Here is a 23,411-nt window from a genome sequence, read left to right as displayed (position 1 = left end):
ATTAATGAGTCCCTTTTCACCGAAGTCTTCATGTAATTTTTCCAAGTTCAGAAAACAGAAAACAACGGATTCTGTAGCCTTTAAAAAGGCACAAAAAAACGCTCAGCCGGATGGCTAAGCGTTTACCACTTTCAGATTAGTTGGTAAGGAATCAGATCACGTTCAGTCGGTATTTGAGGTACGTCTGGGCCAGCAGCGCAATCTTGGTCCTGTCCGGCACGCGAACCCGCTCGTGCTGAATCCGGGAGGCGGGCACGGCCTTGATCTTGTCAAACAGGGTCCGGTAGTAGGTATAAGCCAGGTGTACCCCCATGCGCGCGCCTTTGGGCAGGTTCATCACGCCAACGTAGGCTTCGTCGAAATCCCGCTGGATGTCCTCTTCAATCAGTTGTTTGGCATTTTTGCTGAAATCGTTGAAATCGACCCCCGGAAAATAAATCCGGCCCCGTTCGAGGTAGTCGCTTTTGAGGTCCCGCAGGAAGTTGACCTTCTGAAATGCCGAACCCAGCTTGCGGGCCGGAGCCAGCAGCCGGTCGTACATCGCCGAGTCGCCTTCGCAGAAAACGCGCAGACACATCAGCCCGACGACCTCCGCCGAGCCGTAGATGTATTCCTGATACCCGTTGTCGTTGTAATCCTGGAAGTACAAATCCATCTCCATACTTTTCAGGAAAGCCTCAATCAGCTCCTGTTCGATCTTGTACTGGTGAACAACCAGCTGAAAGGAGTGCAGAACGGGGTTCAGGCTGATGCCGTTGGCGATGGCTTCGTAAGCATCCGCCTTGAACTTGTCGAGCAGGTATTTCTTGTCGAAGTTGTGAAAGGTATCCACAATTTCGTCGGCGTAGCGGACAAAACCGTAGATGGCATAAATGGGGAAATGAAACCGACGGTCGAGGGTTTTGATGCCGAGGGTGAATGAGGTGCTGTAATGTTCAGTAATCAGCTTACTGCATTCCAGAGTAGTACGGTTAAAAAGCTCCAGCATACGGAAGTTAGGCTTAGGCCGATATGCCACGACAGCACGGCGGACGTTGTTGGTTTCAGGCTTTCACTACGCTTGTCAACGCAAATTCCTTTTCGACCTCTTCCGCTACTACCAATCCCGAAATCAACGAGGGAGGAACTCCGGGTCCGGGGACCGTCAATTGACCCGTATAAAACAGATTGTTTACTTTTTTGTTTTTGAGCGATGGCTTCAGGATAGCCGTCTGTCGCAAAGTGTTGGCCAGCCCGTAAGCGTTGCCCCGAAAAGCGTGATAATCAGACACAAAATCGCGGTGCGCGTAACTTCGCTTGACTATCACATGATTACGGACGTCTTCACCAATATACGTTTCCAGACGGTCCATCACCAGATTGTAATACTTTTCGCGGGTTTCTTCCGGATCGTCCAGGTCCGGAGCGACGGGAATTAGCAGAAAAATATTTTCCATTCCTTCCGGCGCTACGCTCGGATCGGTCTTCGACGGAGCCGAGGCATAGAACAGCGGGCGGGCGGGCCAGCGCGGCGTTTCGTAAATTTCCTGGGCGTGCACCTTGAAATCTTCGTCAAAAAAGAGATTGTGGTGCTGCAATTTGGGAAGACGTTTGTTGACGCCGAGGTAAAACAGCAGCGACGACGGGGCCATGACCCGGCTTTTCCAGTATGCCTCGTCGTAGTTGCGGTGTTCCGGACCCAGCAGTTTGCTGTCGACGTGGTGGTAATCGGCCCCGGCCACGACCACATCCGCCTCGAAAACTCCCTGCGGCGTAACCACGCGGCGGGCGGTACCGTTCACCACCTCAATCCGCTCGACGGGGTGGCCCAGTTTGATGTCCACGCCTTTCTCCTCGGCCAGCGCCACCATCGCCTTCACGATTTCGTGCATGCCGCCCATCGGGTACCAGGTTCCCATCGAAATTTCGGCGTAATTCATCAGGCTGTACATGGCCGGTGTGTTCTCGGGAGTCGCGCCGAGAAACAAAATCGGAAACTCCATGAGCTGCAGCAGGCGCTCGTCGGTGAAGTACTTCCGGATATGACTGGCGAAGGACTGAAACACATCGAGCCGCATCACGTCGGCCAGCAGTTTCAGACTCAGGAACTCGGATACGCGACGGCTGGGTTTCCAGACAAACTGGTTGATGCCGACGTCGTACTTATAAGCCGCCTGCTCCAGAAATTCCATCAGCCGCCGACCGGCGCCGGGCTCCATCTGGTCGAAAAGATTGCGGATATTGTCGGTTCCGGCGGGAAGGTCAACCGCGTCGTCGGGGCCAAACACAACCGTATAGGATGGGTCGAGCCGGACCAGGTTGTAATAGTCAGATGGCTTTTTGCCAAAACGGGCGAAGTAGTTTTCAAAAATATCGGGCATCCAGTACCAGCTCGGCCCCATGTCGAAGGTAAACCCATTGGTCCGGAAGAGGCGCGCGCGCCCCCCGGCCTGGTCGTTTTTCTCAAGAAGGGTAACGTGGTAGCCTTTGTCGGCCAGGCTGGTAGCGGCCGACAGGCCGGCGAATCCGGCTCCGATGACAATAATTCTTTTTCCTGGGTCAGGCATAGACGGTGGTCTTAGACAGAATGCGCCGGGCCGTTCATTGCCCGCACGCTAACGATTTGAACTATATAACAACAAAAAAGTTAGACGGAAACCTCTCGTTTATTCCTAACCAGTTCTTTTACAACCACATAGAATCGCGTAGATTCTACTGTTAGCAGTTCAGGGCGCAGTAACGGCAACAAACGGCCGTTGCGTCCTGGTGGGATAACTGCTAAGATGCTGCTTTCCCAATCCAGCTCTATCAATTATAGACATTAGAAATGTATTCTCTCTGTCTAGTCTTGCATTCTCCTTTTCCAATTGTTCCACATACTTTTTCAAATATTCGGAATCAATACTTACTTGTCGAAACGGATAAGTATTCTTTTCCGATTCTTCTCCCAAAAAATAACTTACAGGAACGTTAAGCACCTTACTAAGATTCATAAGGTGCTTAGTATCAACACTATCCTTTTTATAAAGATAGTAAAGTGTTGATACCGACATTTCGCAAGCGGCAGCTAGTTCATCAGCAGTACCAGTCCACTGATTCTCAACAGCTTCACGGATTCTTTCACCGATTTTCATAAGTACATTTAACAATTTTTGTTTCGATTATTTGGAAACTTGTTTTTGTTTTTTGTAGTATTGCCAAACAGTCACGAACGAATAACGGCAAAAATCTACAAAAAGATGCAAGGTGACACCACAATTACACCTAACGGTACAACCTATGATATAGTAAACAAGGTTGAAGAATTACCGAGAAAGCTCAAAATGAACGTCTTGAACTCATATCTGAGCAATGTTGGATACTCAATTACCACATTGAAGCGCCGGATTCAGGACAAAAAGCTCTCACAAATCGAATTGAAAAAACTTGAAAGCTCTTACATGAGCCTTCAAGATGCAGCTTAGTAAAGCAGAGAAGAGTAATCAAACTGGAATGGTTGCAAAGGCGGTTCGATTCCCCTTCCAGTTTCAACCCTGTAGGATATTCCGTCTTTGGTTTTAGCAGTTCCAAACCGGATAACGTACCAGGGTGCCTATGCAGGAGCAACCGGCCGGACGTAGCAATGACAAGTTTCAAAGCGCAAATAGTCCGGCCGTTTTCCTTGACATTCTCGAATGCAAGTTGCACCTGACAGGCAGACGTAAGTTAAAAACTGCTATCAGGCGCAAGCCTGATAACTAACCCGACAATGGCAGAAGTCGAGCACATATCCGAAATCATTAATTCTGTCCTACCAACTATGCGCATTAAAACCACTTGGAAGCAACAGCGCGAAACACTTACGATGCTGATTAACCATTACACCAAACTGATTGAATCAGCTCGTAACATTCAGGATCGGGATAAGGAACTGAAGCTAATGGCAGTCCAGGCGGTATTAATAGACTCCCTGGCTATGGCTAAGAATCTTCACCAGGTAGGAAGCACCAGCGGACAGATACCGGCGTATCATAACACTCTTTTCCCCGAAGAGTAAGCACACCTTAAACGGCTGGTTTTGCGCCGTTTAGCCCTCCCTCGATAAATATAGAAACAACTGGAATTCCTATCCCTCAAATGACAGACCTTCAAGAAGCCAAAAACCAGTTACGGAAAACCTACAAGTTTGGGTACACTGTCCGTAACAAGTCGCTTCAAAACCGGGAATTGTGCTCACAGATCGAAGATTTTCTTTCCGACTACGATGTACGCTTGCCGAAAACCAAAAAAGACTTTCAGTTAGCCTTTGATCGGGCCGTTCGGAATGGTGAAGAGCATGCGGCGCTCATGGAACGGTTCGAAGATTTAATCCGGATGTATTATTCGATTGCAGAAACGACAGGCTATTACGCTCGTTTCGTGAAAGAAGAATCAGTCCGGTTTGTTCCCCTCGCTTTCAGATATTCCCGGCATCGCTTGTGCCACGTCTGGAACTGGCGTAAGTCTCAGATCATCCGGAATCGCTATTACAACTTTCTCCGGAATGCTATCGACGAGAGCGGCCGTATGCTGCTCAACACCTACCGGCCTATTCACCTGGTCCTGACTGTGCCGCATGAGGGCGGCAAATTTCAGGGACATCGGTTCTACGCTCGACAGATCATTGAACGCTTCAACCTGCTACGTAAATCAGCCGTCTGGAAAAAGTACGTATATGCAGGTGAATACGGACTAGAAGTAAAACGCTCCAAATCTCATGGCCTACATATACACGTACATAGCTTTTTGCTTCAGTATCCTGGTTATGCTGTTACCAGTGCTGCAGCAGCTATTGAAGGAGAATGGCGGAAGTTGGTCGGCAATGAAACGACCTACAGCGGTATTCACTACGAAACCCTGTATACCTGGAAGAAAGACGCGGCCGGAAACCTCGTTCGTGACAAGCGGGGGCAAATGGTTAAGGACTATGTTTCACCTGGTTCGTCGGACATTCAGCATTATCTGTCCGGAATCATGGAATGCATCAAATACCACTTCAAACCGGATGCGATAGAAACAGACGGCGGAAAGTTTGACATTCTGCTGATTGACGAAATCCTGACCAATACCAAAGGACTCCGGATGTACAGCCGGTTCGGAGCCTTCTACAAACAAAGCCTGCTGAACTTCAAGGCGCTTCACAACGAACCAGAGACCGAAACAGAAGAACCGGCCGCGGTAGAAGACTACACCGACACCGACGAAGAACCGGATTTGGAAGAGCTGAATACGGACGTGTCAGGCGTCGAAGAACGGTTGATCAATCCTTTTACGCTTCAGCAGGCAGTCAGATCGGACTACGCTATTACCATCGGGAACCCTACGAACCTGCTTTACTACTCCCGCGAATCAGACATACCCTATGAGCCGTACACCTACACGTTCAACGTGTTCCGCTGGTGTCCGCCGCTATCGCTCAAAGAAGTGATCATGATGGACTGTACAGGCAAGCTGAAGGAAGCGGCTGAAGCTTACGCAATGCGGTAACTTTTTAAACCACCTACATAAATGGACGAATTAAGTTTTGCTACCAATTGGAATCAAAAGCTCGATTGCAATTGCTTCACCACCTTCCGGCTACACAATCCAAAATATCAGCCTGGCAAAGTGTTCTCGATAACCCTGAAGAAGAAGCCCTACAAAAAGGCGCGGGTTCTGGAAAAGAAAACGGTCACACTCGCACAGGTAAATGAATTCATGGCACGAGTGGACACCGGGTATTCGCGGCAAGGTTTCATTGACATTGTACAGAAAATGTACATCACCCAAAACCTGGACTGGAACACTCAGACGTTTGATTTTATCCTGTTGGAAACTGTGAAAGAAGCGGAATCAAATGCAGGAGGAATTTGAACAAATGTACCAGGCGTATGTACAGAGAATCTTAGCCCTGGTACAACAAGCACAAACCAAGTAATTCAATCTTCAATTTATAACCACTATGAACCAACTTACCATCATTGGACACCTGGGAAAAGATGCAGCCGTTAAGCGTGTAAACGACCGGGAATTTATCACCTTCAGCGTTGCCGTTACGGAACGCTACAAAAATCAGCAGGGAGTAGAAGTAGAAAATACAACCTGGTTCGATTGTATCTATTCACCGAAATCGACGGCCGTAGCTCAGTACATGAAGAAAGGCGGTCAGGTGCTCGTGCAAGGGAAGGTTTCTGCTGAAGCGTTCCAGAACAATCAAGGTGCCTGGATGGCCGGTTTGAAGCTTCAGGTTCGCGGCATTCAGCTTTTAGGTTCTGCAAACGGCGGGAACCAGGCTCAGGCAGGGCAACCGGCCACGGCTCCTGTTCAGCAACCCGCTCAGGCGGCACAACCGGCGCAAGCGTTTCAGCCTGCAATGACAGAAGGCAGTGAGGACGACTTGCCGTTCTAAGGTCCGTACAAAGCTCCGTAAATGCCCTGTAAGAAGCCCCGTCTATTAGGCGGGGCTTTTATGTTGTCAACTCCTCTCGTGTCAATGGTGCGCCCAAATAGGCCACTATTCGACGTATCTGGTTCGGCGTAAAAACCTGTTTCCCCTCCTTCCATCCTATCTCATTTTTGATCGGCTCGATTGAAGCAGAGAACGCATTGTAATGCGTACCATAAAGCCGTATCAATTCTGCCTTAGACATGAAGTTTCGAATTTCCATTTGTGAATTAGGATTGATTATTTCTTAAATATAATAAATGTTGGTGATTTACAGAAGTAAACAGCAAAGGCATTCAGGGCATAATGCTATGTTTCTGACCACAATTAACAGGAACGAACATGCCTTTTCTCGGGATTGGGAAGAACAAAAAAAACCGGAAGGTATTTCTGCAAAATGCAAATGCTGTAAAAACGTCTGAGCAAATCAAACTTGCCGAAAGAGAATTTTCGGCAGGCCGGTTTCAGGGAAGCCGGGTTGCATTTATTAATTCCCAACTGACTGAGATTGAGAATTCATTCAGCGACTACTTAGACCTCCTGAAGAATGCTGAAGAATTAAAGTTCGGTGTCTCATTCGGAGAAATACTAACGGGCGTTGGAGCGACAGCAACAGCAGTACCAACAGGGGTAACTCAAATTGCCGGGCCAATTGTCGCAGGTGTTGGTGCTTTGATTACTGTTTTCGGAAATAAAAAGCGTAGTGCAGAAGAACAAAAAATTCAGGAAGCTTTGGTAAGAATTCAGAACGACCTGATTGCACTTCAAAATTTAGGCAAACAGTACGAAGCTGAAAAGAAGACGCTAACAACAGGCAGTGGAGGCACTTCTATTTTAGGAGGGGATGGAACAACAGGACAAAAATCAGGTCAGGCATCACTTCTAGCCATTGCCGCGATTGTAGGAGGTGCAGTAGTGTTAAAGAAAAACCGAAAAGCAGGTAATGGAAACTAAGAATTTGAAATACGGCGCGGTTATCGGCATCCTGCTTTCGTTGGGCTATTGGGTTGTTTCAAGAGTACGGGCGGCAACACGGTTAGATATTTCGATGGGCTTACCGAAAGGGTTTAAAATTTCGGGCGGACAATTGACATTTATACAGCCAATTGTCCTTCTGAACAGAACACAAAGCCCGCTTACAATTACGCTCGTAGACCTGGACTTTAATACTGAATCAGGTTCGCGTTTTGGCCGGGCGTTTTTCCAGGGAGCTGCAAGAGTTCCCCCGTATCAAAATGCAACGGTTGATGTAACAGTAACAGCCAGTTTAGCGGATTTAGCGTTTGCAATTCCTGACCTGATTACGGGAGTCCAGGCGAAACGAATAGGGATTAAATATGCTGGAAGTGTGGGCGCTGAAGGTTTCAGTATTCGTGTAGCAGACAGTTATTTTCTCACAATTCCTAAAATTTTCTAATGGCTGACATTCTTCAAGTTTCACCCAACATTCAAATTCCTCTGTGGCAGAAATATAACATCCCACAGGGAGTAAATCAGGTAGTGGCTGCGGCCAATGGTAACACTGGAATAACCGGAACGGGCGTACCTAAGAGCGGAGGAACAGCGTACCAGTGGGCCGGACTGATCGGCGGGCTTATCACAACCGCTGCGGGTGTGATCGGCGGCGTTAGGGGAGTTCCGCAAACGCAGCAGGCACCGGCTCCTGTGGACACCGGCACAGGCGGAACAGGCGGCAACGGCGGCGGAATGTTCGACAACAACACGCTTTTGCTCATTGGTGCAGGTGTAGCGGCCTACCTCATTTTAAAGTAGTCAAACAGTAAACAACAGTAATTTTTCATTCCAAAAATGGCAAAACGGATTCTGTACAACGTCGGTACAATTACCCTCGGTACAACTCAAAAAAACGTCTTCCTGGGCGACGCAGACGGCCAACAGTTCCTTGCAATGGCTCCTGCTGACGGGAACCTGTTCAAGTTCATTTCCCGCGACTACATCATTTCGATGATCTCGATGGGCCTCGCCGTTCTGGACAGCCGGGTTAACCTGAGCGCCCTGGACAACCGGGCGGCTCCTGAGTATACAGCCACGTCTGAAACCTACCGGACTGTGACTATCGAAAACGCGAACACGACGCTTGCCGAAAACTATTTCGGCGCTCCGTTCTACTCCCTTCGCGGTGATTCGGTAGCAGAGTACACCAACACGGTAACGGTTACCGGCAACAGCGTAGATGTAGCTACGGCCAATTCGTCAAGCTCAAAAAGCCTGACTGATTTCAGCATCAGCGATGTAACGAACTTCATCGAAAGCAACCTCCTGTGGATTGCCATTGGTGCCGGGGTTCTGCTGTATTTTGACCCGTTTGGCTGGTTCGGCAAGAAAAAGAAAAAGAAATAGTCAGTAACCAGGTATAACCAGAAAGGAAGCCCCGGCATTTCGGATTTCTAATCTGAATTGTAAGACCGGGGCAAATACAAATCTTATCTTTTTACCAAAATGGCTAAATACAAGAAATACAAGAAAACGCCCAAAGCTTCAGCCTCAAAACAAACGTGGGATAACTACTACGCAGATTGCCGGGAGGTTGACAAATTCAATGCGCAGCTCGACAAAGACAAAGCGGCAAAAAAGAAAGTCATGGCTGACGTAAAAAAGCTGAAATCGAAACGATAACAAAAGCCCCGGCCGGACAGCACCGGGGCTTTTTTGATACCCGTTAAAATGGAAAAAGCACTCGACTTCTTTGACCTTGAACAAAAGTCATTTTGGAGACTGACCAAGAATAGCAAAAAGGTTTCTGAATACATCGGAAACGATATTGAGGAAAGCCGGGCTTATCTGGAAAAAGTACTTGCTCTATTGGAACCAGGCACATACTCGTTAAGTGTTCGAAAGGGCGAACGGTCAGACGTAGGCGCTGCAGAGAACGAATTTAGAATCAGTAAAGCAAATCAACCGGCAACTCCCAAAATGAACCTTGACGAAGAACGCTCAAAAGCCTACAATGAAGGGTACGAACGGGCAAGATTTGAGTTTGAAATGAGGCAGGAAATAAAGGACATTAATAAGCGCCTGGACACTCTTGCTGAAGCCCTGAAAAAGCTAACGGACGATGATCCGGAAAACGATGAGTCGGCGCTAGAGAAAGTAGAAACCGTATTAATGAAGGCGCCGGGAATGATGAAAGGAGTAAGAGAACTGTTAAACACTGCTAAATAATAAACCATGAAAAAGACCACGAACCGAATGGAAGTTACTGTAATCGAGTCGCCTGAAGTAGTACTCGAAAACGCACTCACCAAATTTGTAATGACTGGAATGCAGGTAGTTGGCGTTGAAGCAACTACGCAACTTGTAAGCCTGCTCACTGGCATAATTCAGGACGAACCGGCATTGGCTCGAAAACTGGCAAACAAATCAGTCCAGGAGGAACTAAAGAAAATGGCCGAAACCATGAAAGGCGGCAAGTTTTCAATGTTCGATTTGCCGGAAATTCTCTCAAAGGTTAAATCAATTCTAAAGTAAAATGTGGAACCTGGTATTATTAGTTCTTGGCTTTTTCCTGAGCAACCGAAAGGAGAAAAAGACCGAATCAGAAACGAGTGAAAGCGGCGGAGTGAACATTAATTTCCCGCTCGTTATCCTCATTATTTCGGGCTATTTCGTGCTGAAAAATGGCCTCAAAAATTACAACGCGGACAACATTCTGAATAATGCCAACAATGATAATTCTACGCAGTTGGCGATTCAGATTTACAACGCGGCTCATACGGGCGTTTTCGGCACTACAGAAGACGAAGAACTGATAATCCAGCTTGGTAGTCAGATCAAGGATTGGCCGAAAGTCCGACAGGCTTACCTGACGCTGTATAAATCCGAACTGTCAACCGACCTCGAAAAATGGCTGAATCCGGAAGAGCTTCAACGCTTCTTTGCGGCCGTTCGGGCGGCATCCGGAAGTAGCTCAGGCGGGACCAGTGGCGGCACCACCACGGGCGGCAGTACTGGAACAACACCGACTCGTGACCCGAACTATCCGGACCTTCCTTACATCGTTGGCCGTATACTGCTGGTGAATCCGAACCGGACAGTAACCGTGAAAGACACGGCCGGAAAATCGCACACGTATGCAGCAAATGAGGAGTTGGGAACGGCTACGGGTTGGCTGAAGAGAGACGGTAAGGTATACATTTATTTCCGGCCTCGTGTACCCTGGTATAATCCGACCTGGACAGCAACAACCCAACTCGTAGATGCAAACTTTGTCCGCTTCAAATGAAGAAAGAAATCTTAATCGGCGGGGCGTCTCTTTTGGCGTTGGTACTGGCAAGCAAAGCAAAAGCCGCTCCGTCCGAATCCAACAACAATTACTCACTTCCTGGACTGCCTGACATTTCCGGAAAGTGGGTAATCGTAAACCGCCTGCCTGCAGATCGGCCGCAACTACTGATTTACAACAACGCAAATCTTCAGGTCGAATACCTCGCAAAACCGGCCACCGTACTTGGGCTTGCAGTCGGTTGGCGCAAGATTGCCGGAACCGTTTACGTAGTCTTAGACGAACTGACAGTACGGCCGGATGGCTCACAAAACAAACCCGTTCGGCTCATTGCTGAAGCAAACTTTGTACGCACAGAATGAAGAAACAAATATCACTTCTTGCGGCCGGTATTGGCGGTTTTCTGCTGTATCAAAAGCAGAAGAAAAAGAAAATGGCTGCAGCTCAGCAGACCTTTATTCAGACTGCTCAGCAGGTAGTTCAGCAGGGGAATCAGACAGGCAGCTATAATTATCCCTGGCTAAACCTGACAACCGTAAAACCTGACTGGCTGAAACGGGTTGGTCTGACCTTCACCCGCAGCTCGAAAGAGGCGTTCATTTTGCTGTATTCCAATGTGCCGGTTATGGTATACATGGTTGCTCTGGTGCCGGAAGGCGACGAACGGCGAAACGGCCTACCGTTGGCGGTTTGGGTTAATGCCTCAAACGCTTATTTCGACTTGTACAACTACTCTGTTTTCTTCCGTCGCTCTGAACTGAACGGCGGCGGCATTTATCCGGACACCGAATATGAGCTACACATTCAGCAGGCCGGACAAAGCACCGATAATGCTTTCAAAATGACTTGCCGCACTCCTTCCGAATCAGTAAACCAACAACAAATACTTTGAAAATGAAAGCCTTAAAACTTAACAGCAGAACGCTGATTATCGCTGTAATAGCGTTTATCCTGCTGTACATCTACACCCGCAAAAAGCCGATTACTCCAACGACCGGCCGGACTTCCACAGGTACAACCGGCAACAGTTCCGGAACGGGTTCAACTGGCACGAGTACGGGCGTTTTTGTCTCGACCAATAAGCCCTCGTATCTGTCAGATGTAGCGTTTAGCTATCTCGACAGCACCAATGAGGCAAGCATCTGGTTCAACACGACGGCCGACGATTTGGAGTTCCGGTTGATTCTCGACGGCGCTTCAGCTCAACCGACAGTAAGCGGCTACACGTTTGGCACTTGGACAGGTACGCAAAACGAATACCCGATTGGCATTTGGAACCGTTACGCTCGCCTGAATCCGGCAACGCCTGGTGTTGGCGGTATTCCGGTTGGGGCAACGCTTGTGCTCGAAACGCGGCGGGCATCGGCTAAGAACAACGTTTTCCGTACCAATGTACTTACACCTTCAGGTGATACTAACGGGCCGAAACCGGCAACGCTAACGACTCCTTCCGGCAGTACTGGAACGGATTCTACACCGAACCCGGAAGGCGGCTCTGATTCTTCGCTTGCTGGTGAGGATTATCGGGGCGTACAATTTACAATTACAACGGCTCCGAACCTTCCGGCCGCACCGCTCCGGATGTATCCGAACCAGGCAGACAACGAATACACCTACCAACTTCAGGCAGCAACGGCCGCGGCTCTGATCAAGCGGATACCGGCGTTCAATTTGGGAGGTCGCAAGCTGTTAATGACAAACCCGATTTACACTAATCCGGGTTGGGATGTTACAGCATCCCGTTCTATTATCTCACGGGCGCAAAATAACTATGATCGTCTGACGCCTGACAGAAAGCATTTTTTTGCTGATACTCAGGTATACGAACACGCGGCGGCGGTTGCAATGAATACCGGCCTTCCGATTGAACTACGAGCTGATGCGGCGCGGTTTGCCGGTACTAACGGCTTTGCCGGCCGGCCGATTCCGGTAGAAGTTGTTGCTGCAGTTGGGGCCGGTTGGGGTCCGTTGCCTGCAAGCATCGAAACCGCAAAAGAAATTGGCCGTAGTCTGTTCGGGCAATGGCTGACAGATCCGTACATCGGTCAGGCCAAATACTTCATCATTAACGTGGAGCAGTCCGGTCCTTCACCTGGTACCAGCGGTAATTACTTTATCGAAAACCTGAAGATGTTTGCAGGTGTTCAGGCCGGAATGCTGGAACGGGTAAACTCACATTTTGGAGCGGAAGCGGCCGGAAAGATTGTGTTTGTTCCCTACGGGGTTGCAACCTTCCAGTCTGGATTTTCGGCAAACTCCGCTCCGGATGGAGAGGGCAAACCGGCATTTTACGCACGTCCTGGAGCATACGACAATTCCGTTTTCATGGATACCCTGAAAGCATGTGAAGGCGGTATGGCCGTTGACTCGTACATCAAGGGGATTTGGGAACGGGATTTCTTTCAGCTCGACGCACAGGGACGGGTGCAAACGGAGGGTGGACAGCCGAAATGGAATGAGGTTGCCCACAACTTTACTGCAGGAGGCCGGACGTACAACATTGAGGCTCTGGAATGTCAGCATGCAGCACATGAATACTACGGACATTTCGGTAAGCTGTTCGGCGTTCTGTGGAATCTAAACGGCGGGGCGTATCCGGTAAGCACTACTAGCCGGGCGGCTGATTCGGTAGGTATTCAGGCCGCGGCCTATACTCGACATACGGCGGAAAGCATGGCTTACATTGCCAACATTCCGCATCCGCTCATGAACCAGAATAACCGGCCGCTTCCGGAATGGCTGGTGGACTTTCATGCAGTCGGCTCCATGTTCCTGGCAAAATACTATGTGCATTGGGCGCCACCGGCCGCACGTCGAACGGCACCAGGCGTGAAGTACCAGGAGCCTGATGAAGACATGCCTGCAGATGCGGTATTCGAATACATCACAAAGGCAGCTCACCGGGTATCACTGGTGAAAGACGCGGTTGATGCAGATGGAAAGTGGGTGTTCTTCAAGCATCCGTACATCTCGCAGAACAAGGTAGACGGCGAACATTTCCATCAAAAGCCGCTGGTATTCGGGAAGCTGTACACCGCGGCCAACGGTAAAAAGTGCCTGGCAGTTTACGCGGCGTTCCCGGTTCAGGGTATGAACCAGACAACGAAAGTGCGTCTGTTCGCTAATACCGGCGTGGCCAACAGTTCCGCTTACGTGATCGATGTGAAGGGCCGTCGCGCTTCGCTTGTTCGCTTCCAGCTTCCGGACAACATGCAGAACGTGGAGCCGAAAGACATCTATTGTGCCTTTACGGATTTGGCCGGAACCGCTCGGATTTGGCGCGGCGACCTTCGGGAGAATGTACCGGGCGGAATGGCAGTACCAGCAGACTATCAGGCATAAACTATGAACGCAGCACAATTCACTGAAATCTATGGTGCAATGGCTGTAAAGTCAGGACAACGGTACGGGATTAATCCGGCCGTTATCCTGGCAATTGCCAGCATTGAAACCAATTGGGCAACTTCTTTTAGCTCAAGAAATGACCGGAATTTTTTCGGCATTAAAGTAAGTGTCAATCCGGCCAACTTCGGGCGGCATTGGGACGGCAAAAGCAAAAGACAGGTTGGCAGTACGTATCCTGGTGATACCGGATTCTATCGTGTGTACCAGACCGTAGAAAAAAGCTTCCTGGACTTTGGTTGGTTCATCACCAATGTACAGCCGTACAAGCGTCTTGGGTTGGCAAGCCAAAGCAACAACTTTGCTCAATTTGCAAAAGCCTTTACCACCTCTGGGTACATGCAGGCTACTTACGAAAAAGCTTTGTTGAGTCGTTCAAATGCCTTTGATACTGAGTTAAAAAAAAAGGCTACACGAACTCAATAATTAGCGGGGCTTCATTGCTGATTTTAGCTTATTTCTTTTGGAGGTGGAACCGTTAATCAACCGCTCATATGTTTAAAGATATCATAATTCTAATCGGAGTATTGATAGTGGTGTATCTGCTATTCTTCCGAAAAAATAACAGCGGCGATTTGACGGGAGTAATCGCCGGAAAATTGTCAAGCCTAGAATCAAGATTTGTAGATGCTAACAAAGCAATTCAAGCTCTATTGAATCAGCCGCAACAAGGAAGTATACTTGGACGGCAGATTCAAGCAACGTTTACTACTCCTTCAGGAGAAACAATGTCAGGAACAATAACCTTAACAACATTCTAATGAAACGCTTTTTATTTCTGCTTTTTGCCCTGGTATACCAATTTAGTTTTGCACAGATTGAATTTTCACCGGATACAAACACACGTCCCAAAACTTGGAACAGGATTGCTGTTCGAGAAGGACGTTTACATATTGTTCCCGTTACAGGGCCAACAATTAAGGTTCCGACAATTCAAGAGGTAAATCAGCGTGTATTGCAAGTTGCCTCAATTGCCTCCCTCACGGCCATTTCCGGTTCAGCCGCAAGTTCGGTTATTGTTCGGGATGTGAACCGGGGCGGAACTTTCAGTTATGCCGCTTCGGGTTATACGGCTGATAACGCCACGGTCTATCCTGCCAGCGGCGGCGGCTTCTGGGTGCGATTCATCCCGGATGGATGGGTGCAGGCCGACTGGTTTGACCGGGGGCTAGGGGACGCGGATATACTTAGCCGGGCGTTTGTGTCCGGCCTGGGGAAAATCAGGCTTTCCAGGGGCCGGACCTATACACTTGCCTCTAAGCAGGATTATGCCGGGGCGGGGAAAGACCTAACTATTGACCTGAACGGGGCCTCCATTGTCGCCTCAAACAGCTATACGGACGGCGGCGGCTACGACGGTATGCTGCACTTCGACGGATTTGGAACCATTCAGATTATTGGGGATGGGCTATTGGATGGAAGGCGGCAATTGAAAGGTGAACGGCAGGCATATGCCACGCACGAACTAATTACGATCAGTAACTGCGCCGCGGCCTACATTCAAGGCACCATGCAGCTTAATAATGCGCGGGCGAATGCCTTATCGGTTTCCAGCACCCCGTTTGTGGATATACAGGATATCCGCTCATCGAAGCCCTACTGGAGTAACATATTCGTGCAGAACAGCAGTCAGGTATACATCAATAATACGTATTCCTATGGGTCCGGCGACTACGAAGGAAGCCTTGATTCTGCCGGCTTCATCAACTCTCCCAGGGGCGGCATTGGTATTCTGGTTCAGACCAGCACCAGTGCAATCATCACCAACAACACAATTCTGTGGACGACCGACACCGGCACGAAAACGGAAGGATGCAGCTCAGTGGTGTATGCCTTCAACCGGGTCAAGGATTTCGGCAAGGACGGCATCAAGGTTATGTCCTATCCGGGTTATCCGACCGTAACCAGTGCCACGATTGCTAATAACATCGTGGAAAACTTTCGCTCGTGGCGACCCGACGGGTCATTGTACATTTCACTTCAGGATGTGCTGAACGGGTCCGTGACGGGCAATACCGCCCGATTTGATGGCAGTTATACCCTTAGTAACCGGACCTACAACCAATACGGGACGGGGGTGGCCTATAACGTGATTAACAATACTGCATGGGCATCTACCCGAAGTAATGTAACATTCACGGGCAATACCATTACCAACACCAGCAATGCCATTAGCATTATTAAGTTGACGGGCGGGGCGGTTGGACAGACCAATTTCACATCTGATTATGCTTTCAACGACGCTTCCATTCAGATAACCGACAGCCGGGATATTTCCCTGTTGGGGGTTACGTGCATCAACGGCAATGCGGGCAATACAGGGTCGGGTATTGCTATGATCGGATGCTCGAACATATCCGTATCGGGTTTCAGCCGGTTTGTGAGCTATCAGGACGGAGTATACACGACCGGGTGTTCCAATATTGCTGTGGAGCAGAACACGTTCGAGGGAATTACCCGGTATTTCTGTAGCTACAACGAGGCAGGCGCGGGCTTTCATAAGTTCAACAACAACTCCCTCACCCATACCAACGCGGCATGGACGGGGAATCTGCTGTACCTGGGAAACCTCAATGCACTTTCTCGGCTGGAGACTCAGAACAACGCAGTAACCCTGCCAGCCTCACCACAAACCCCCGGATTCCTGGCAATTGCCGGGAACTACAGCAGTAACCTGGATTGGTATCTGGGCGGCAATGTATTTAACGTTTCTATCACCCTTATTCAGATTCGCTTCTCCCTAGGCACTGTTCGGTACATCGGCATGAGCTTCTACCAGTCGCCCGACACGCCCGGCTCTACGTTCGGGCGGTGGGTACGGGGCGATATTGTTACCCACTCCTTTCCGGGGCATGGCCGTCCTGCCTACTGGCAATGCACGGCCAGCGGAAATAACGGGGCGACGTGGCGGGCTATTTCCGGCAATGCCTTCCCCCGTTCGAGTTCTGTTTCAGCCAACTACACCCTTTCGGTGGACGATGAAGTGATCTATGCTTCCGGCGCAATTACCATTACCCTGCCAGCGGGGTCGGGCATGGCGGGCTACCGGGACAAGCAGTACCGGATCAAGAACACCGGCACGGGAACTGTTACGGTATCCGGCACAATCGACGGGCAGGCAACCACTGCGCTAACTCAGAACCAGACCCTTGTTTTTGCTTACGACGGTAGCGCGTGGCGGCGGCTTAATTAACGATGCCAACGGGGCGGCTTACCCCACTCAGTAGCAACCAAAACTCTCTAACATGGAATCCCTATTCACCAAAATCATAGATCAAGCGCCTTACGTTGCGGTCATGGCTTACTACCTGAAGCTATACCGTGAAGATCAAAAGGCTGCTCTGACTACCCTGATGGAAATGCAGGAGCGTTCCATTCAGGCAATGGAAAGTCTCAAAACCGCAATCGATAAAGTACTGAACTGATGGAGTCGATAACAGCACAATACATAGGAACCGAAAAGCGGCCGTACCTCTGGCAGATCAAGGAGCCGGTAACGGTCGAACTTCCTGCAGGCGAAACGATAACCATTCCGGCCGGATACACAACCAACTTTGCCAGTATCCCGAAAGCACTCCATTCCCTGTTTTCGGTGATGGGTCCAGGACTGAGCATTGCCGCCCTGGTACATGACTACATGTATGATAAGCGGATGTACGAAAAGGAACTTGGGGAAGAGTTGGCCAGGCAAAGAGCAGACGCGGCCTTTCTGTTCCTGATGAACAAATACAGTCCTGGTACCAAAGGCCGGAACAAACTGTTTTACCGGGCCGTCCGGATTTTCGGGCGGGGAATGTGGCGAAAAAATGAGTAGTTAAAAGTTAGGTAAGTGGTTTATTCTAAACAGCAAAAGCCCCGGCATATTGACCGGGGCTTTTTTATTGGTGCAAAATTAAATTCGGAAAGACCAGGTGATATCAACCTGGGAGACTGCTCGCTGAACTGTGTCAGGCCACAGGGTGAATAGAAGGAAAGAAAAGCCTACATTCACAACTATGACCGACCAATTCGATTTTGAGGCCTTCAAACAGGCCGCCATCAAGGGCCTTTACGAAGGTAAACCCCTGACGGGAGAGAACGGTTTGTTTGCGCCTCTGCTGAAGCACTTTTTAGAGTCCGCTTTGGAAGGGGAAATGGATAGTCACCTCGCCCAGACTCGGCAGGTAGAACAGAACCGACGTAACGGCAAGACAACCAAGCGCGTCAAAAGCAGTGCCGGTTTGCTAGACTTACAGACGCCCCGCGACCGTACGGGTAGCTACCAGCCTCAGCTTGTGCCCAAGCGCCAGGTAGTACTCACACCCCAACTTGAGCAGAAGGTATTATCACTCTACAGCGTGGGTAACAGCTATGCCGACATCAGCCAGCACTTGCAGGAGATGTATGGCTACGCACTCTCCGACAGCGAGTTAACGGCCATTACTGACAAAGTCATTCCTGCTATGCGGGAGTGGCAGAACCGGCCTTTGGAGAGCCTATATACCCTGGTCTGGCTCGATGGTATTTATTACAAAGTGCGCCACGAGGGGCGTGTGGTAAGTCGGGTGCTCTACAGCGTGATCGGCCTGAATCTGTCAGGCAAAAAGCAGGTGTTGGGCATTTATACAGCAGAAACCGAGTCAGCCAAGTTCTGGCTTTCGGTGCTCACCGACCTCAAACAGCGGGGTGTAGAGGACCTGTTGATCACATGTGTGGACGGCCTAAAGGGCTTCGATGTGGCCATCAACAACGTTTACCCAGCCGCCACCGTCCAGCTTTGTATTGTCCATCAGCTACGCAATTCTTTCCGCTTCGTACCCGATAAGTTGCTCAAAGACTTCGCTAAAGATCTTAAGACGGTCTATCAGGCTCCAGACCGGGAGCAGGCCATGGAAAACTTACTACTGGTACAGGAGCGATGGGGCGGTATGTACCCCAAAGCCGTTCAACCGTGGCTCGACAAATGGGAATTACTCTCGCCCTTTTTCGACTATCCGCCTGCTATTCGCAAGGTAATGTATACGACCAATACGGTAGAGGGCTACCATCGTCAGTTACGCAAGGTTACCAAAACAAAAGGAGCTTTCAGCTCGGATGTTGCCCTGCAAAAATTAGTCTATTTGACGGTTCAAAACCTGCAAATCAAATGGGAAACGACCACCTACAACTGGAAGGAAGTCGTCAACCAGTTTAGTATTATCTTTGAAGAACGCATTAAACAACATCGCTTCGACTAGAACCCTAGGCTGACACAGTTCAGCAAGCACTCCCCAACCATGGTAACAGAATTATGTATTGTCAAAACTCCGGACTGTCTAAGTTTTCCAAAGCAACGGATACTCTAATGCCCCTATCTGAATCCGGCGCAATCTGAGTATCCTGAGAGTACGGTTTAAGATTGTAAAAGTAAACATACTCCGTTTTGTATAGTCCGCCGTTTGCTTTCAGGTACATAACGGCCGCTTTGACATACTTCAACTTTACTGGTGTTGGGTTGTTCACTGTTACAACCACGTTTGAAATACCGCCCAATTCAATGTAATTGTAATGAGCGTTCAATTTTACATCTTGCCAAATATCAGCCGCATTGTAACGCTTTCGGCGGGGACTCTCGTGCTCTGGTTCTGCAACCGCAACGCTATCAACTGCATAACTCACTATGGGCTCTGGCCGCGATTTCGGTTTGTTAGCTTCCCTTAGTTCGCGGTTTTCGGCTTCCAGCTTTTCAAGCCTTTGTTCTAATAAGTCCGCTTTGTTGTTTCGCTCAGAATCACATCCGGCAGATAACAAGGCAATCAGGGCAAAAAAATAGGTACGGTTCATAAGGAGTTAAATTATCCACCAATTATACAGATGTTAATTCATTTGTGGATAGTTCATTTATTAATCGTTCCTCTCTTAGCCTGGCATACTTCTTTACATAGTCTGTATTCTCGTGGCCTAGCATGAGGGCGACAGCTTCCAGTGATCGACAGGCGACGTTGAGCTGAAAGTCTGCAAACGTATCTCGTGCCTGGCTGCAGCAGATCGGCGGGAGGTCCACTTGCCGGGCGGCTGCTTTTAGGTGTCGGTCATAGTGTAAGCTTCCCTGAAATTAGGACAGTGTAGGATTAGACTCATAAAGGGCTAATTTTAACTGTCACATGAAAAAGAAGACTTTCACCGAACCTCAGATCGTTGCCATCCTCAAACAGTACGAAGGGGGACGCGAAGCAATGGATGTTTGCCGCGAATACGGCATTTCTAAAGCCACTCTGTTCAATTGGCGCAGGAAATATAGCGGCATGGAATCGACTCATCTTAAGGAGCTTAAAGCCCTACAAGATGAGAATCGGCGTCTTAAACAGATGTATGCTGAACTGAGTCTGGACTACAAATTGGCGAAGGAGATCATCGAAAAAAAGCTTTAGGGCCTTGTCAGCAGAAAGCGTTGGTTGAGTGGGCAGTGGAAAAAAAGGTGTCTGTAGGCAGGGCCTGCCGTGTTGTAGGCATGCATCGTTCCCGCTGGTACTATCAGAACCGGAAAAATGACCAACCGGTGATTGATAAGTTGCAGGCTTATGCTGAAGCGTACCCCACTCGTGGCTTTGATGACTATTATGGCAAAATCCGGAATGAAGGTCTGGTGTGGAATCGTAAGCGGGTATTACGAGTGTACCGGCTACTGAAACTCAAGCACCGAAGACGACATAAGCGACGACTACCTGCACGGGTTAAGAAGCCATTACAGGTACCTCAAGCAGCTAACCACTGCTGGAGCATGGACTTTGTAGCGGATGCTTTAGTTAGTAAGCGAAAGATCAGAGTGCTAACGATCATGGATGATTACAGCCGGGAGGTTCTGGCAGCTCATGCGGATTTTTCGTTGCCAGCCCAGAAAGTAGTTGATGTACTCAAAGACATTGCGTTACAACGGCCCCTTCCTAAACGAATACGCGTCGATAATGGCGCAGAGTTTATCGCTGATAAATTCACCAAGTGGTGTACTGATAATAATATCGAAATTCTATACATCCAACCCGGAAAGCCTATGCAGAACGGTTATATTGAACGGCTAAACCGTACCTTTCGGGAAGATGTGCTAGACGCTTATTTGTTCGAGTCACTCGAAGAGGTAAGGATACTATCGGACGAATGGATGGACCGGTATAACCGTTTACATCCGCACCAGTCGTTGGGTGGCTTGGCTCCAGCAACATATGCCAGGCAAACACAAACCAAAGTCTAAAGGCTTACTGTCCGATTTCGGGGAAGGCTACAATAGTCGGAAGCTTTCGGAAATGGTATTGGCCAATGAAGTTCAGCGGCCAACTGCAGAGCACTTTCGGTTAGCCTGGCAACGGCTAACGTTCCGGTTTTTTGTCGATGAATCCGGAAGTAAGTTTTACCGTCTTTCCCTTCAAAAAGGTTCTCTTCTCTGAGGTTTACAGCATCGATGTAATGCAATCCGGTTTCTACCTGAAACAGAAAAAGCTTAATGGCTAAGGTTAATTTTTCTGATTTGAAATCGGTAGAACGAAGGGTATCTAACTGACTTACAGATAATGGCTTTGGCGGAGTTTCCTGATCATCGGGTACGGTATAATGGAGCATAGGACTACCAATCAGGATACCGCTAACAATGCCATATTTCAGTACCATGCGGAAATTAGAGAAAGTGACTTTAATAGTTGTGTCGTCGAAACCTTCCTGTTTCATCCAAACATAGAGGCTATTCATGAACGATGCTTTGAAGGTTGCGGCCGGTTGTTTGTCCTGCTTTTTCTTCACCAGGTACTTTACAACATTCTGAAGCTTAACAGCATAACCGTTGACGGTTGTTTCTTTTCTTCCGATTGCTCTACGTTGCTGAAGGAATGATTCAATCAATGCTGGAATTGTACTGACATTCTTTCCCCGAAACTCAGCAATCAATTCAGCAGGTGTAGGAGGTTCGTTTGTGAGGGCTTCCAATCGATGCTTTGCCGACATAAGCCGGGCTTTGATGCTCTCTAGCTCAGCATTCATCCAATCATACGGACGTTTGGCGCGTTGGGTTCTGCTGTTCCAGTACTCGGCCGGGAGCCTTAGGCCAGTGCTGAATTTTCCTGAGCGTTGATTGTTGTAGTGAAATTGGCCGTAGAGATAAACTACATTTTCGGCGGCCTGGTCATAGCGAGGCCAAAACTTGACTCTCAATTCAAGATACGTTAAGTACATAAGACGCTACAGTTAAGTGCGCCTATGCTGGTGGGAAAAGGATGCTAGATAGGGTGCAATCAGTACCGGCCTCAAATACAAGGCGTAAGGGCAAGGAATAATGAACGGTAGATAGATAGTGGTATTCTATACACTGATTCTGTATGGGTTATAAAAGCAAAAAAGTTAGACGGAAACCATCTAACTTTTCAGAACCTTCCTCTTTTTTAACCAAAAACTACTCAATCAAGGTTTTTAAGGCTGTCGGCCGGATAGACCAGCCGGCAACCGGCAGTTTATTTATGCCTGATAAGCATACACTTTCAGCTTATCTTTAAGTTCCTTGCGGGCGATGTGAATCCGGTTTTTCACCGTACCGATGGGGATGTCCAGCCGGGCGGCTATTTCGTGGTATTTGAAACCGCGGAAGTGCATCATAAACGGCGTGCGGTAGGTTTCGTCCAGGCCCGTCACGGCGCGCTGGATGTCTTCCTGAGCAAACGTCGAGTAAGCGGTATTATCCGTGCTGCTGTCCATCGAGTTGATGTAATGCAGGTTATCGGTTGTATCAATGAAGGTGTTCTTCCGAACCATACGCTGGTAGTTCGTGATGAACGTGTTTTTCATAATGGTATACAACCAGGCTTTCAGGTTAGTGCCGTCGGTGTATTTATCGCGATTGGTAAAAGCCTTCAACAGCGTGTCTTGCAACAGGTCGTTTGCGTCCTCTACATCCTTCGTCAATCGCAGCGCAAACGGCTTTAACGACTTCGATACCTTTCCGATGTGGTATGTGAATTCAAGTGCTGTCATGGTTGTGAACCGTTTTTGTTGAACCAAATCTACATATCGATTAAACAAAAACGCAACCACTTAGGCCAAAATATTTTTTCCATCTTCGGAAAAGCCTCCATCTTCCTGATAAATAGACGTTTACAAACATTCCAACTGAGGCAACGGGACAGTCCAAAGCTGGTTCATACATCCTAAAGTGTGGAATTTTTCCCACAAAGTGGGGAAGCGATTAAATCCATATTGTTTAAGAGTTACCCTACTTCCTTAAACAAGGAGTATTTATACTTAACGGACAATACTTATCTTTTTCCATTTTGTAAACCTTTTCCACACCTGAGGCGTTACTTCATTTGTTGCAACTCAGTTGCAAAAACCTTAACTTTACGTAGCATA

The 23,411-nt window shown here is 48.7% G+C and carries 29 protein-coding genes; 23 read left to right on the top strand and 6 right to left on the bottom strand.

Features of this window, described 5'->3' with window-relative positions; translation table 11 throughout:
- Positions 1-151: 151 nt before the first annotated feature.
- From ORG26_RS12170 to ORG26_RS12160, 3 genes are all read right to left on the bottom strand, one after another.
- Positions 152-988: a phytoene/squalene synthase family protein gene (locus ORG26_RS12170; RefSeq protein WP_266362089.1), complete on the bottom strand. Its 837-nt coding sequence runs from the start codon at positions 986-988 to the stop codon at positions 152-154.
- A 55-nt stretch (positions 989-1,043) separates the two neighbouring features.
- Positions 1,044-2,546: a phytoene desaturase family protein gene (locus ORG26_RS12165; protein ID WP_266362087.1), complete on the bottom strand. Its 1,503-nt coding sequence runs from the start codon at positions 2,544-2,546 to the stop codon at positions 1,044-1,046.
- Between the two features lie 159 nt (positions 2,547-2,705).
- Complete coding sequence (locus ORG26_RS12160) at positions 2,706-3,113, bottom strand: helix-turn-helix domain-containing protein (RefSeq protein WP_266362085.1); 408 nt, start codon at positions 3,111-3,113, stop codon at positions 2,706-2,708.
- Positions 3,114-3,727: 614 nt separating this feature from the next.
- On the opposite strand from ORG26_RS12160, the gene ORG26_RS12155 reads away from it, so the two are divergent.
- From ORG26_RS12155 to ORG26_RS12055, 21 genes are all read left to right on the top strand, one after another.
- Positions 3,728-4,015: a hypothetical protein gene (locus ORG26_RS12155; RefSeq protein WP_266362084.1), complete on the top strand. Its 288-nt coding sequence runs from the start codon at positions 3,728-3,730 to the stop codon at positions 4,013-4,015.
- A gap of 80 nt (positions 4,016-4,095) precedes the next feature.
- Complete coding sequence (locus ORG26_RS12150) at positions 4,096-5,484, top strand: protein rep (RefSeq protein WP_266362082.1); 1,389 nt, start codon at positions 4,096-4,098, stop codon at positions 5,482-5,484.
- A 21-nt stretch (positions 5,485-5,505) separates the two neighbouring features.
- Entirely contained in the window at positions 5,506-5,850 is a 345-nt protein-coding gene (locus ORG26_RS12145) for an ASCH domain-containing protein (protein WP_266362080.1), read from the top strand.
- A gap of 88 nt (positions 5,851-5,938) precedes the next feature.
- Entirely contained in the window at positions 5,939-6,385 is a 447-nt protein-coding gene (locus ORG26_RS12140; protein ID WP_266362078.1) for a single-stranded DNA-binding protein, read from the top strand.
- 378 nt (positions 6,386-6,763) lie between these two features.
- Positions 6,764-7,375, top strand: coding sequence for a hypothetical protein (locus ORG26_RS12135; RefSeq protein ID WP_266362076.1), 612 nt, complete (start codon positions 6,764-6,766; stop codon positions 7,373-7,375).
- A complete protein-coding gene (locus tag ORG26_RS12130) occupies positions 7,365-7,838 on the top strand; it encodes a hypothetical protein (protein WP_266362074.1) in 474 nt (157 codons plus the stop codon). The genes ORG26_RS12135 and ORG26_RS12130 overlap by 11 nt, the downstream gene beginning before the upstream one ends.
- Complete coding sequence (locus ORG26_RS12125; protein WP_266362073.1) at positions 7,838-8,194, top strand: hypothetical protein; 357 nt, start codon at positions 7,838-7,840, stop codon at positions 8,192-8,194. The genes ORG26_RS12130 and ORG26_RS12125 overlap by 1 nt, the downstream gene beginning before the upstream one ends.
- A 135-nt stretch (positions 8,195-8,329) precedes the next feature.
- A complete protein-coding gene (locus tag ORG26_RS12120) occupies positions 8,330-8,782 on the top strand; it encodes a hypothetical protein (RefSeq protein ID WP_266362071.1) in 453 nt (150 codons plus the stop codon).
- Between the two features lie 99 nt (positions 8,783-8,881).
- Complete coding sequence (locus ORG26_RS12115; protein ID WP_266362069.1) at positions 8,882-9,058, top strand: hypothetical protein; 177 nt, start codon at positions 8,882-8,884, stop codon at positions 9,056-9,058.
- Positions 9,059-9,106: 48 nt separating this feature from the next.
- Complete coding sequence (locus ORG26_RS12110; protein WP_266362067.1) at positions 9,107-9,604, top strand: hypothetical protein; 498 nt, start codon at positions 9,107-9,109, stop codon at positions 9,602-9,604.
- A gap of 6 nt (positions 9,605-9,610) precedes the next feature.
- The gene (locus ORG26_RS12105; protein ID WP_266362065.1) at positions 9,611-9,910 is read left to right on the top strand and encodes a hypothetical protein; all 300 of its coding nucleotides are present in this window, start codon (positions 9,611-9,613) and stop codon (positions 9,908-9,910) included.
- Between the two features lie 91 nt (positions 9,911-10,001).
- Positions 10,002-10,664, top strand: coding sequence for a hypothetical protein (locus ORG26_RS12100; protein ID WP_266362063.1), 663 nt, complete (start codon positions 10,002-10,004; stop codon positions 10,662-10,664).
- A complete protein-coding gene (locus ORG26_RS12095) occupies positions 10,661-11,026 on the top strand; it encodes a hypothetical protein (RefSeq protein WP_266362061.1) in 366 nt (121 codons plus the stop codon). Before ORG26_RS12100 ends, ORG26_RS12095 begins: the two co-directional genes overlap by 4 nt.
- The gene (locus ORG26_RS12090) at positions 11,023-11,556 is read left to right on the top strand and encodes a hypothetical protein (protein WP_266362059.1); all 534 of its coding nucleotides are present in this window, start codon (positions 11,023-11,025) and stop codon (positions 11,554-11,556) included. The genes ORG26_RS12095 and ORG26_RS12090 overlap by 4 nt, the downstream gene beginning before the upstream one ends.
- Positions 11,557-11,558: 2 nt before the next feature.
- A complete protein-coding gene (locus tag ORG26_RS12085) occupies positions 11,559-14,006 on the top strand; it encodes a hypothetical protein (protein ID WP_266362057.1) in 2,448 nt (815 codons plus the stop codon).
- Between the two features lie 3 nt (positions 14,007-14,009).
- On the top strand, positions 14,010-14,492 hold the full coding sequence (locus ORG26_RS12080) for a glucosaminidase domain-containing protein (protein ID WP_266362055.1): 483 nt from the start codon (positions 14,010-14,012) through the stop codon (positions 14,490-14,492).
- Positions 14,493-14,560: 68 nt separating this feature from the next.
- Entirely contained in the window at positions 14,561-14,827 is a 267-nt protein-coding gene (locus ORG26_RS12075) for a hypothetical protein (protein ID WP_266362053.1), read from the top strand.
- Positions 14,827-17,259: a right-handed parallel beta-helix repeat-containing protein gene (locus ORG26_RS12070; RefSeq protein WP_266362051.1), complete on the top strand. Its 2,433-nt coding sequence runs from the start codon at positions 14,827-14,829 to the stop codon at positions 17,257-17,259. The genes ORG26_RS12075 and ORG26_RS12070 overlap by 1 nt, the downstream gene beginning before the upstream one ends.
- Before the next feature lie 52 nt (positions 17,260-17,311).
- On the top strand, positions 17,312-17,491 hold the full coding sequence (locus ORG26_RS12065; RefSeq protein WP_266362049.1) for a hypothetical protein: 180 nt from the start codon (positions 17,312-17,314) through the stop codon (positions 17,489-17,491).
- Positions 17,491-17,880 carry a DUF1353 domain-containing protein gene (locus ORG26_RS12060; protein WP_266362047.1) on the top strand — a complete coding sequence of 130 codons (390 nt, stop codon included), beginning with the start codon at positions 17,491-17,493 and terminating at the stop codon, positions 17,878-17,880. The genes ORG26_RS12065 and ORG26_RS12060 overlap by 1 nt, the downstream gene beginning before the upstream one ends.
- A gap of 181 nt (positions 17,881-18,061) precedes the next feature.
- Positions 18,062-19,282: an IS256 family transposase gene (locus ORG26_RS12055; protein WP_266362045.1), complete on the top strand. Its 1,221-nt coding sequence runs from the start codon at positions 18,062-18,064 to the stop codon at positions 19,280-19,282.
- 61 nt (positions 19,283-19,343) lie between these two features.
- Here the strand turns inward: ORG26_RS12055 and ORG26_RS12050 are convergent, their stop codons facing one another.
- Entirely contained in the window at positions 19,344-19,868 is a 525-nt protein-coding gene (locus ORG26_RS12050; protein WP_266362043.1) for a hypothetical protein, read from the bottom strand.
- A gap of 320 nt (positions 19,869-20,188) precedes the next feature.
- On the opposite strand from ORG26_RS12050, the gene ORG26_RS12045 reads away from it, so the two are divergent.
- Together ORG26_RS12045 and ORG26_RS12040 are read left to right on the top strand one after the other, a co-directional pair.
- Complete coding sequence (locus tag ORG26_RS12045) at positions 20,189-20,455, top strand: transposase (protein ID WP_266362041.1); 267 nt, start codon at positions 20,189-20,191, stop codon at positions 20,453-20,455.
- A 35-nt stretch (positions 20,456-20,490) separates the two neighbouring features.
- On the top strand, positions 20,491-21,273 hold the full coding sequence (locus ORG26_RS12040; RefSeq protein ID WP_323134432.1) for an IS3 family transposase: 783 nt from the start codon (positions 20,491-20,493) through the stop codon (positions 21,271-21,273).
- Here ORG26_RS12040 and ORG26_RS12035 read toward each other — a convergent pair.
- Positions 21,270-22,244 carry a phage integrase SAM-like domain-containing protein gene (locus ORG26_RS12035; protein ID WP_266362039.1) on the bottom strand — a complete coding sequence of 325 codons (975 nt, stop codon included), beginning with the start codon at positions 22,242-22,244 and terminating at the stop codon, positions 21,270-21,272. The genes ORG26_RS12040 and ORG26_RS12035 overlap by 4 nt on opposite strands.
- A 279-nt stretch (positions 22,245-22,523) precedes the next feature.
- Positions 22,524-23,036: an RNA polymerase sigma factor gene (locus ORG26_RS12030; RefSeq protein ID WP_266362037.1), complete on the bottom strand. Its 513-nt coding sequence runs from the start codon at positions 23,034-23,036 to the stop codon at positions 22,524-22,526.
- Between the last annotated feature and the right edge of the window lie 375 nt (positions 23,037-23,411).

This window comes from Tellurirhabdus rosea (assembly GCF_026278345.1).
Lineage (GTDB): Bacteria > Bacteroidota > Bacteroidia > Cytophagales > Spirosomataceae > Tellurirhabdus > Tellurirhabdus rosea.
This window is presented reverse-complemented; position numbering and strand designations above follow the sequence as displayed.

Bases quoted from the DNA above. Each gene is read 5' to 3' on its own strand.
- ORG26_RS12170 (WP_266362089.1), bottom strand. From the start codon at position 988: ATGCTGGAGCTTTTTAACCGTACTACTCTGGAATGCAGTAAGCTGATT.
- ORG26_RS12165 (WP_266362087.1), bottom strand. From the start codon at position 2,546: ATGCCTGACCCAGGAAAAAGAATTATTGTCATCGGAGCCGGATTCGCC.
- ORG26_RS12160 (WP_266362085.1), bottom strand. From the start codon at position 3,113: ATGAAAATCGGTGAAAGAATCCGTGAAGCTGTTGAGAATCAGTGGACT.
- ORG26_RS12155 (WP_266362084.1), top strand. From the start codon at position 3,728: ATGGCAGAAGTCGAGCACATATCCGAAATCATTAATTCTGTCCTACCA.
- ORG26_RS12150 (WP_266362082.1), top strand. From the start codon at position 4,096: ATGACAGACCTTCAAGAAGCCAAAAACCAGTTACGGAAAACCTACAAG.
- ORG26_RS12145 (WP_266362080.1), top strand. From the start codon at position 5,506: ATGGACGAATTAAGTTTTGCTACCAATTGGAATCAAAAGCTCGATTGC.
- ORG26_RS12140 (WP_266362078.1), top strand. From the start codon at position 5,939: ATGAACCAACTTACCATCATTGGACACCTGGGAAAAGATGCAGCCGTT.
- ORG26_RS12135 (WP_266362076.1), top strand. From the start codon at position 6,764: ATGCCTTTTCTCGGGATTGGGAAGAACAAAAAAAACCGGAAGGTATTT.
- ORG26_RS12130 (WP_266362074.1), top strand. From the start codon at position 7,365: ATGGAAACTAAGAATTTGAAATACGGCGCGGTTATCGGCATCCTGCTT.
- ORG26_RS12125 (WP_266362073.1), top strand. From the start codon at position 7,838: ATGGCTGACATTCTTCAAGTTTCACCCAACATTCAAATTCCTCTGTGG.
- ORG26_RS12120 (WP_266362071.1), top strand. From the start codon at position 8,330: ATGGCTCCTGCTGACGGGAACCTGTTCAAGTTCATTTCCCGCGACTAC.
- ORG26_RS12115 (WP_266362069.1), top strand. From the start codon at position 8,882: ATGGCTAAATACAAGAAATACAAGAAAACGCCCAAAGCTTCAGCCTCA.
- ORG26_RS12110 (WP_266362067.1), top strand. From the start codon at position 9,107: ATGGAAAAAGCACTCGACTTCTTTGACCTTGAACAAAAGTCATTTTGG.
- ORG26_RS12105 (WP_266362065.1), top strand. From the start codon at position 9,611: ATGAAAAAGACCACGAACCGAATGGAAGTTACTGTAATCGAGTCGCCT.
- ORG26_RS12095 (WP_266362061.1), top strand. From the start codon at position 10,661: ATGAAGAAAGAAATCTTAATCGGCGGGGCGTCTCTTTTGGCGTTGGTA.
- ORG26_RS12090 (WP_266362059.1), top strand. From the start codon at position 11,023: ATGAAGAAACAAATATCACTTCTTGCGGCCGGTATTGGCGGTTTTCTG.
- ORG26_RS12085 (WP_266362057.1), top strand. From the start codon at position 11,559: ATGAAAGCCTTAAAACTTAACAGCAGAACGCTGATTATCGCTGTAATA.
- ORG26_RS12080 (WP_266362055.1), top strand. From the start codon at position 14,010: ATGAACGCAGCACAATTCACTGAAATCTATGGTGCAATGGCTGTAAAG.
- ORG26_RS12075 (WP_266362053.1), top strand. From the start codon at position 14,561: ATGTTTAAAGATATCATAATTCTAATCGGAGTATTGATAGTGGTGTAT.
- ORG26_RS12070 (WP_266362051.1), top strand. From the start codon at position 14,827: ATGAAACGCTTTTTATTTCTGCTTTTTGCCCTGGTATACCAATTTAGT.
- ORG26_RS12065 (WP_266362049.1), top strand. From the start codon at position 17,312: ATGGAATCCCTATTCACCAAAATCATAGATCAAGCGCCTTACGTTGCG.
- ORG26_RS12060 (WP_266362047.1), top strand. From the start codon at position 17,491: ATGGAGTCGATAACAGCACAATACATAGGAACCGAAAAGCGGCCGTAC.
- ORG26_RS12055 (WP_266362045.1), top strand. From the start codon at position 18,062: ATGACCGACCAATTCGATTTTGAGGCCTTCAAACAGGCCGCCATCAAG.
- ORG26_RS12050 (WP_266362043.1), bottom strand. From the start codon at position 19,868: ATGAACCGTACCTATTTTTTTGCCCTGATTGCCTTGTTATCTGCCGGA.
- ORG26_RS12045 (WP_266362041.1), top strand. From the start codon at position 20,189: ATGAAAAAGAAGACTTTCACCGAACCTCAGATCGTTGCCATCCTCAAA.
- ORG26_RS12035 (WP_266362039.1), bottom strand. From the start codon at position 22,244: ATGTACTTAACGTATCTTGAATTGAGAGTCAAGTTTTGGCCTCGCTAT.
- ORG26_RS12030 (WP_266362037.1), bottom strand. From the start codon at position 23,036: ATGACAGCACTTGAATTCACATACCACATCGGAAAGGTATCGAAGTCG.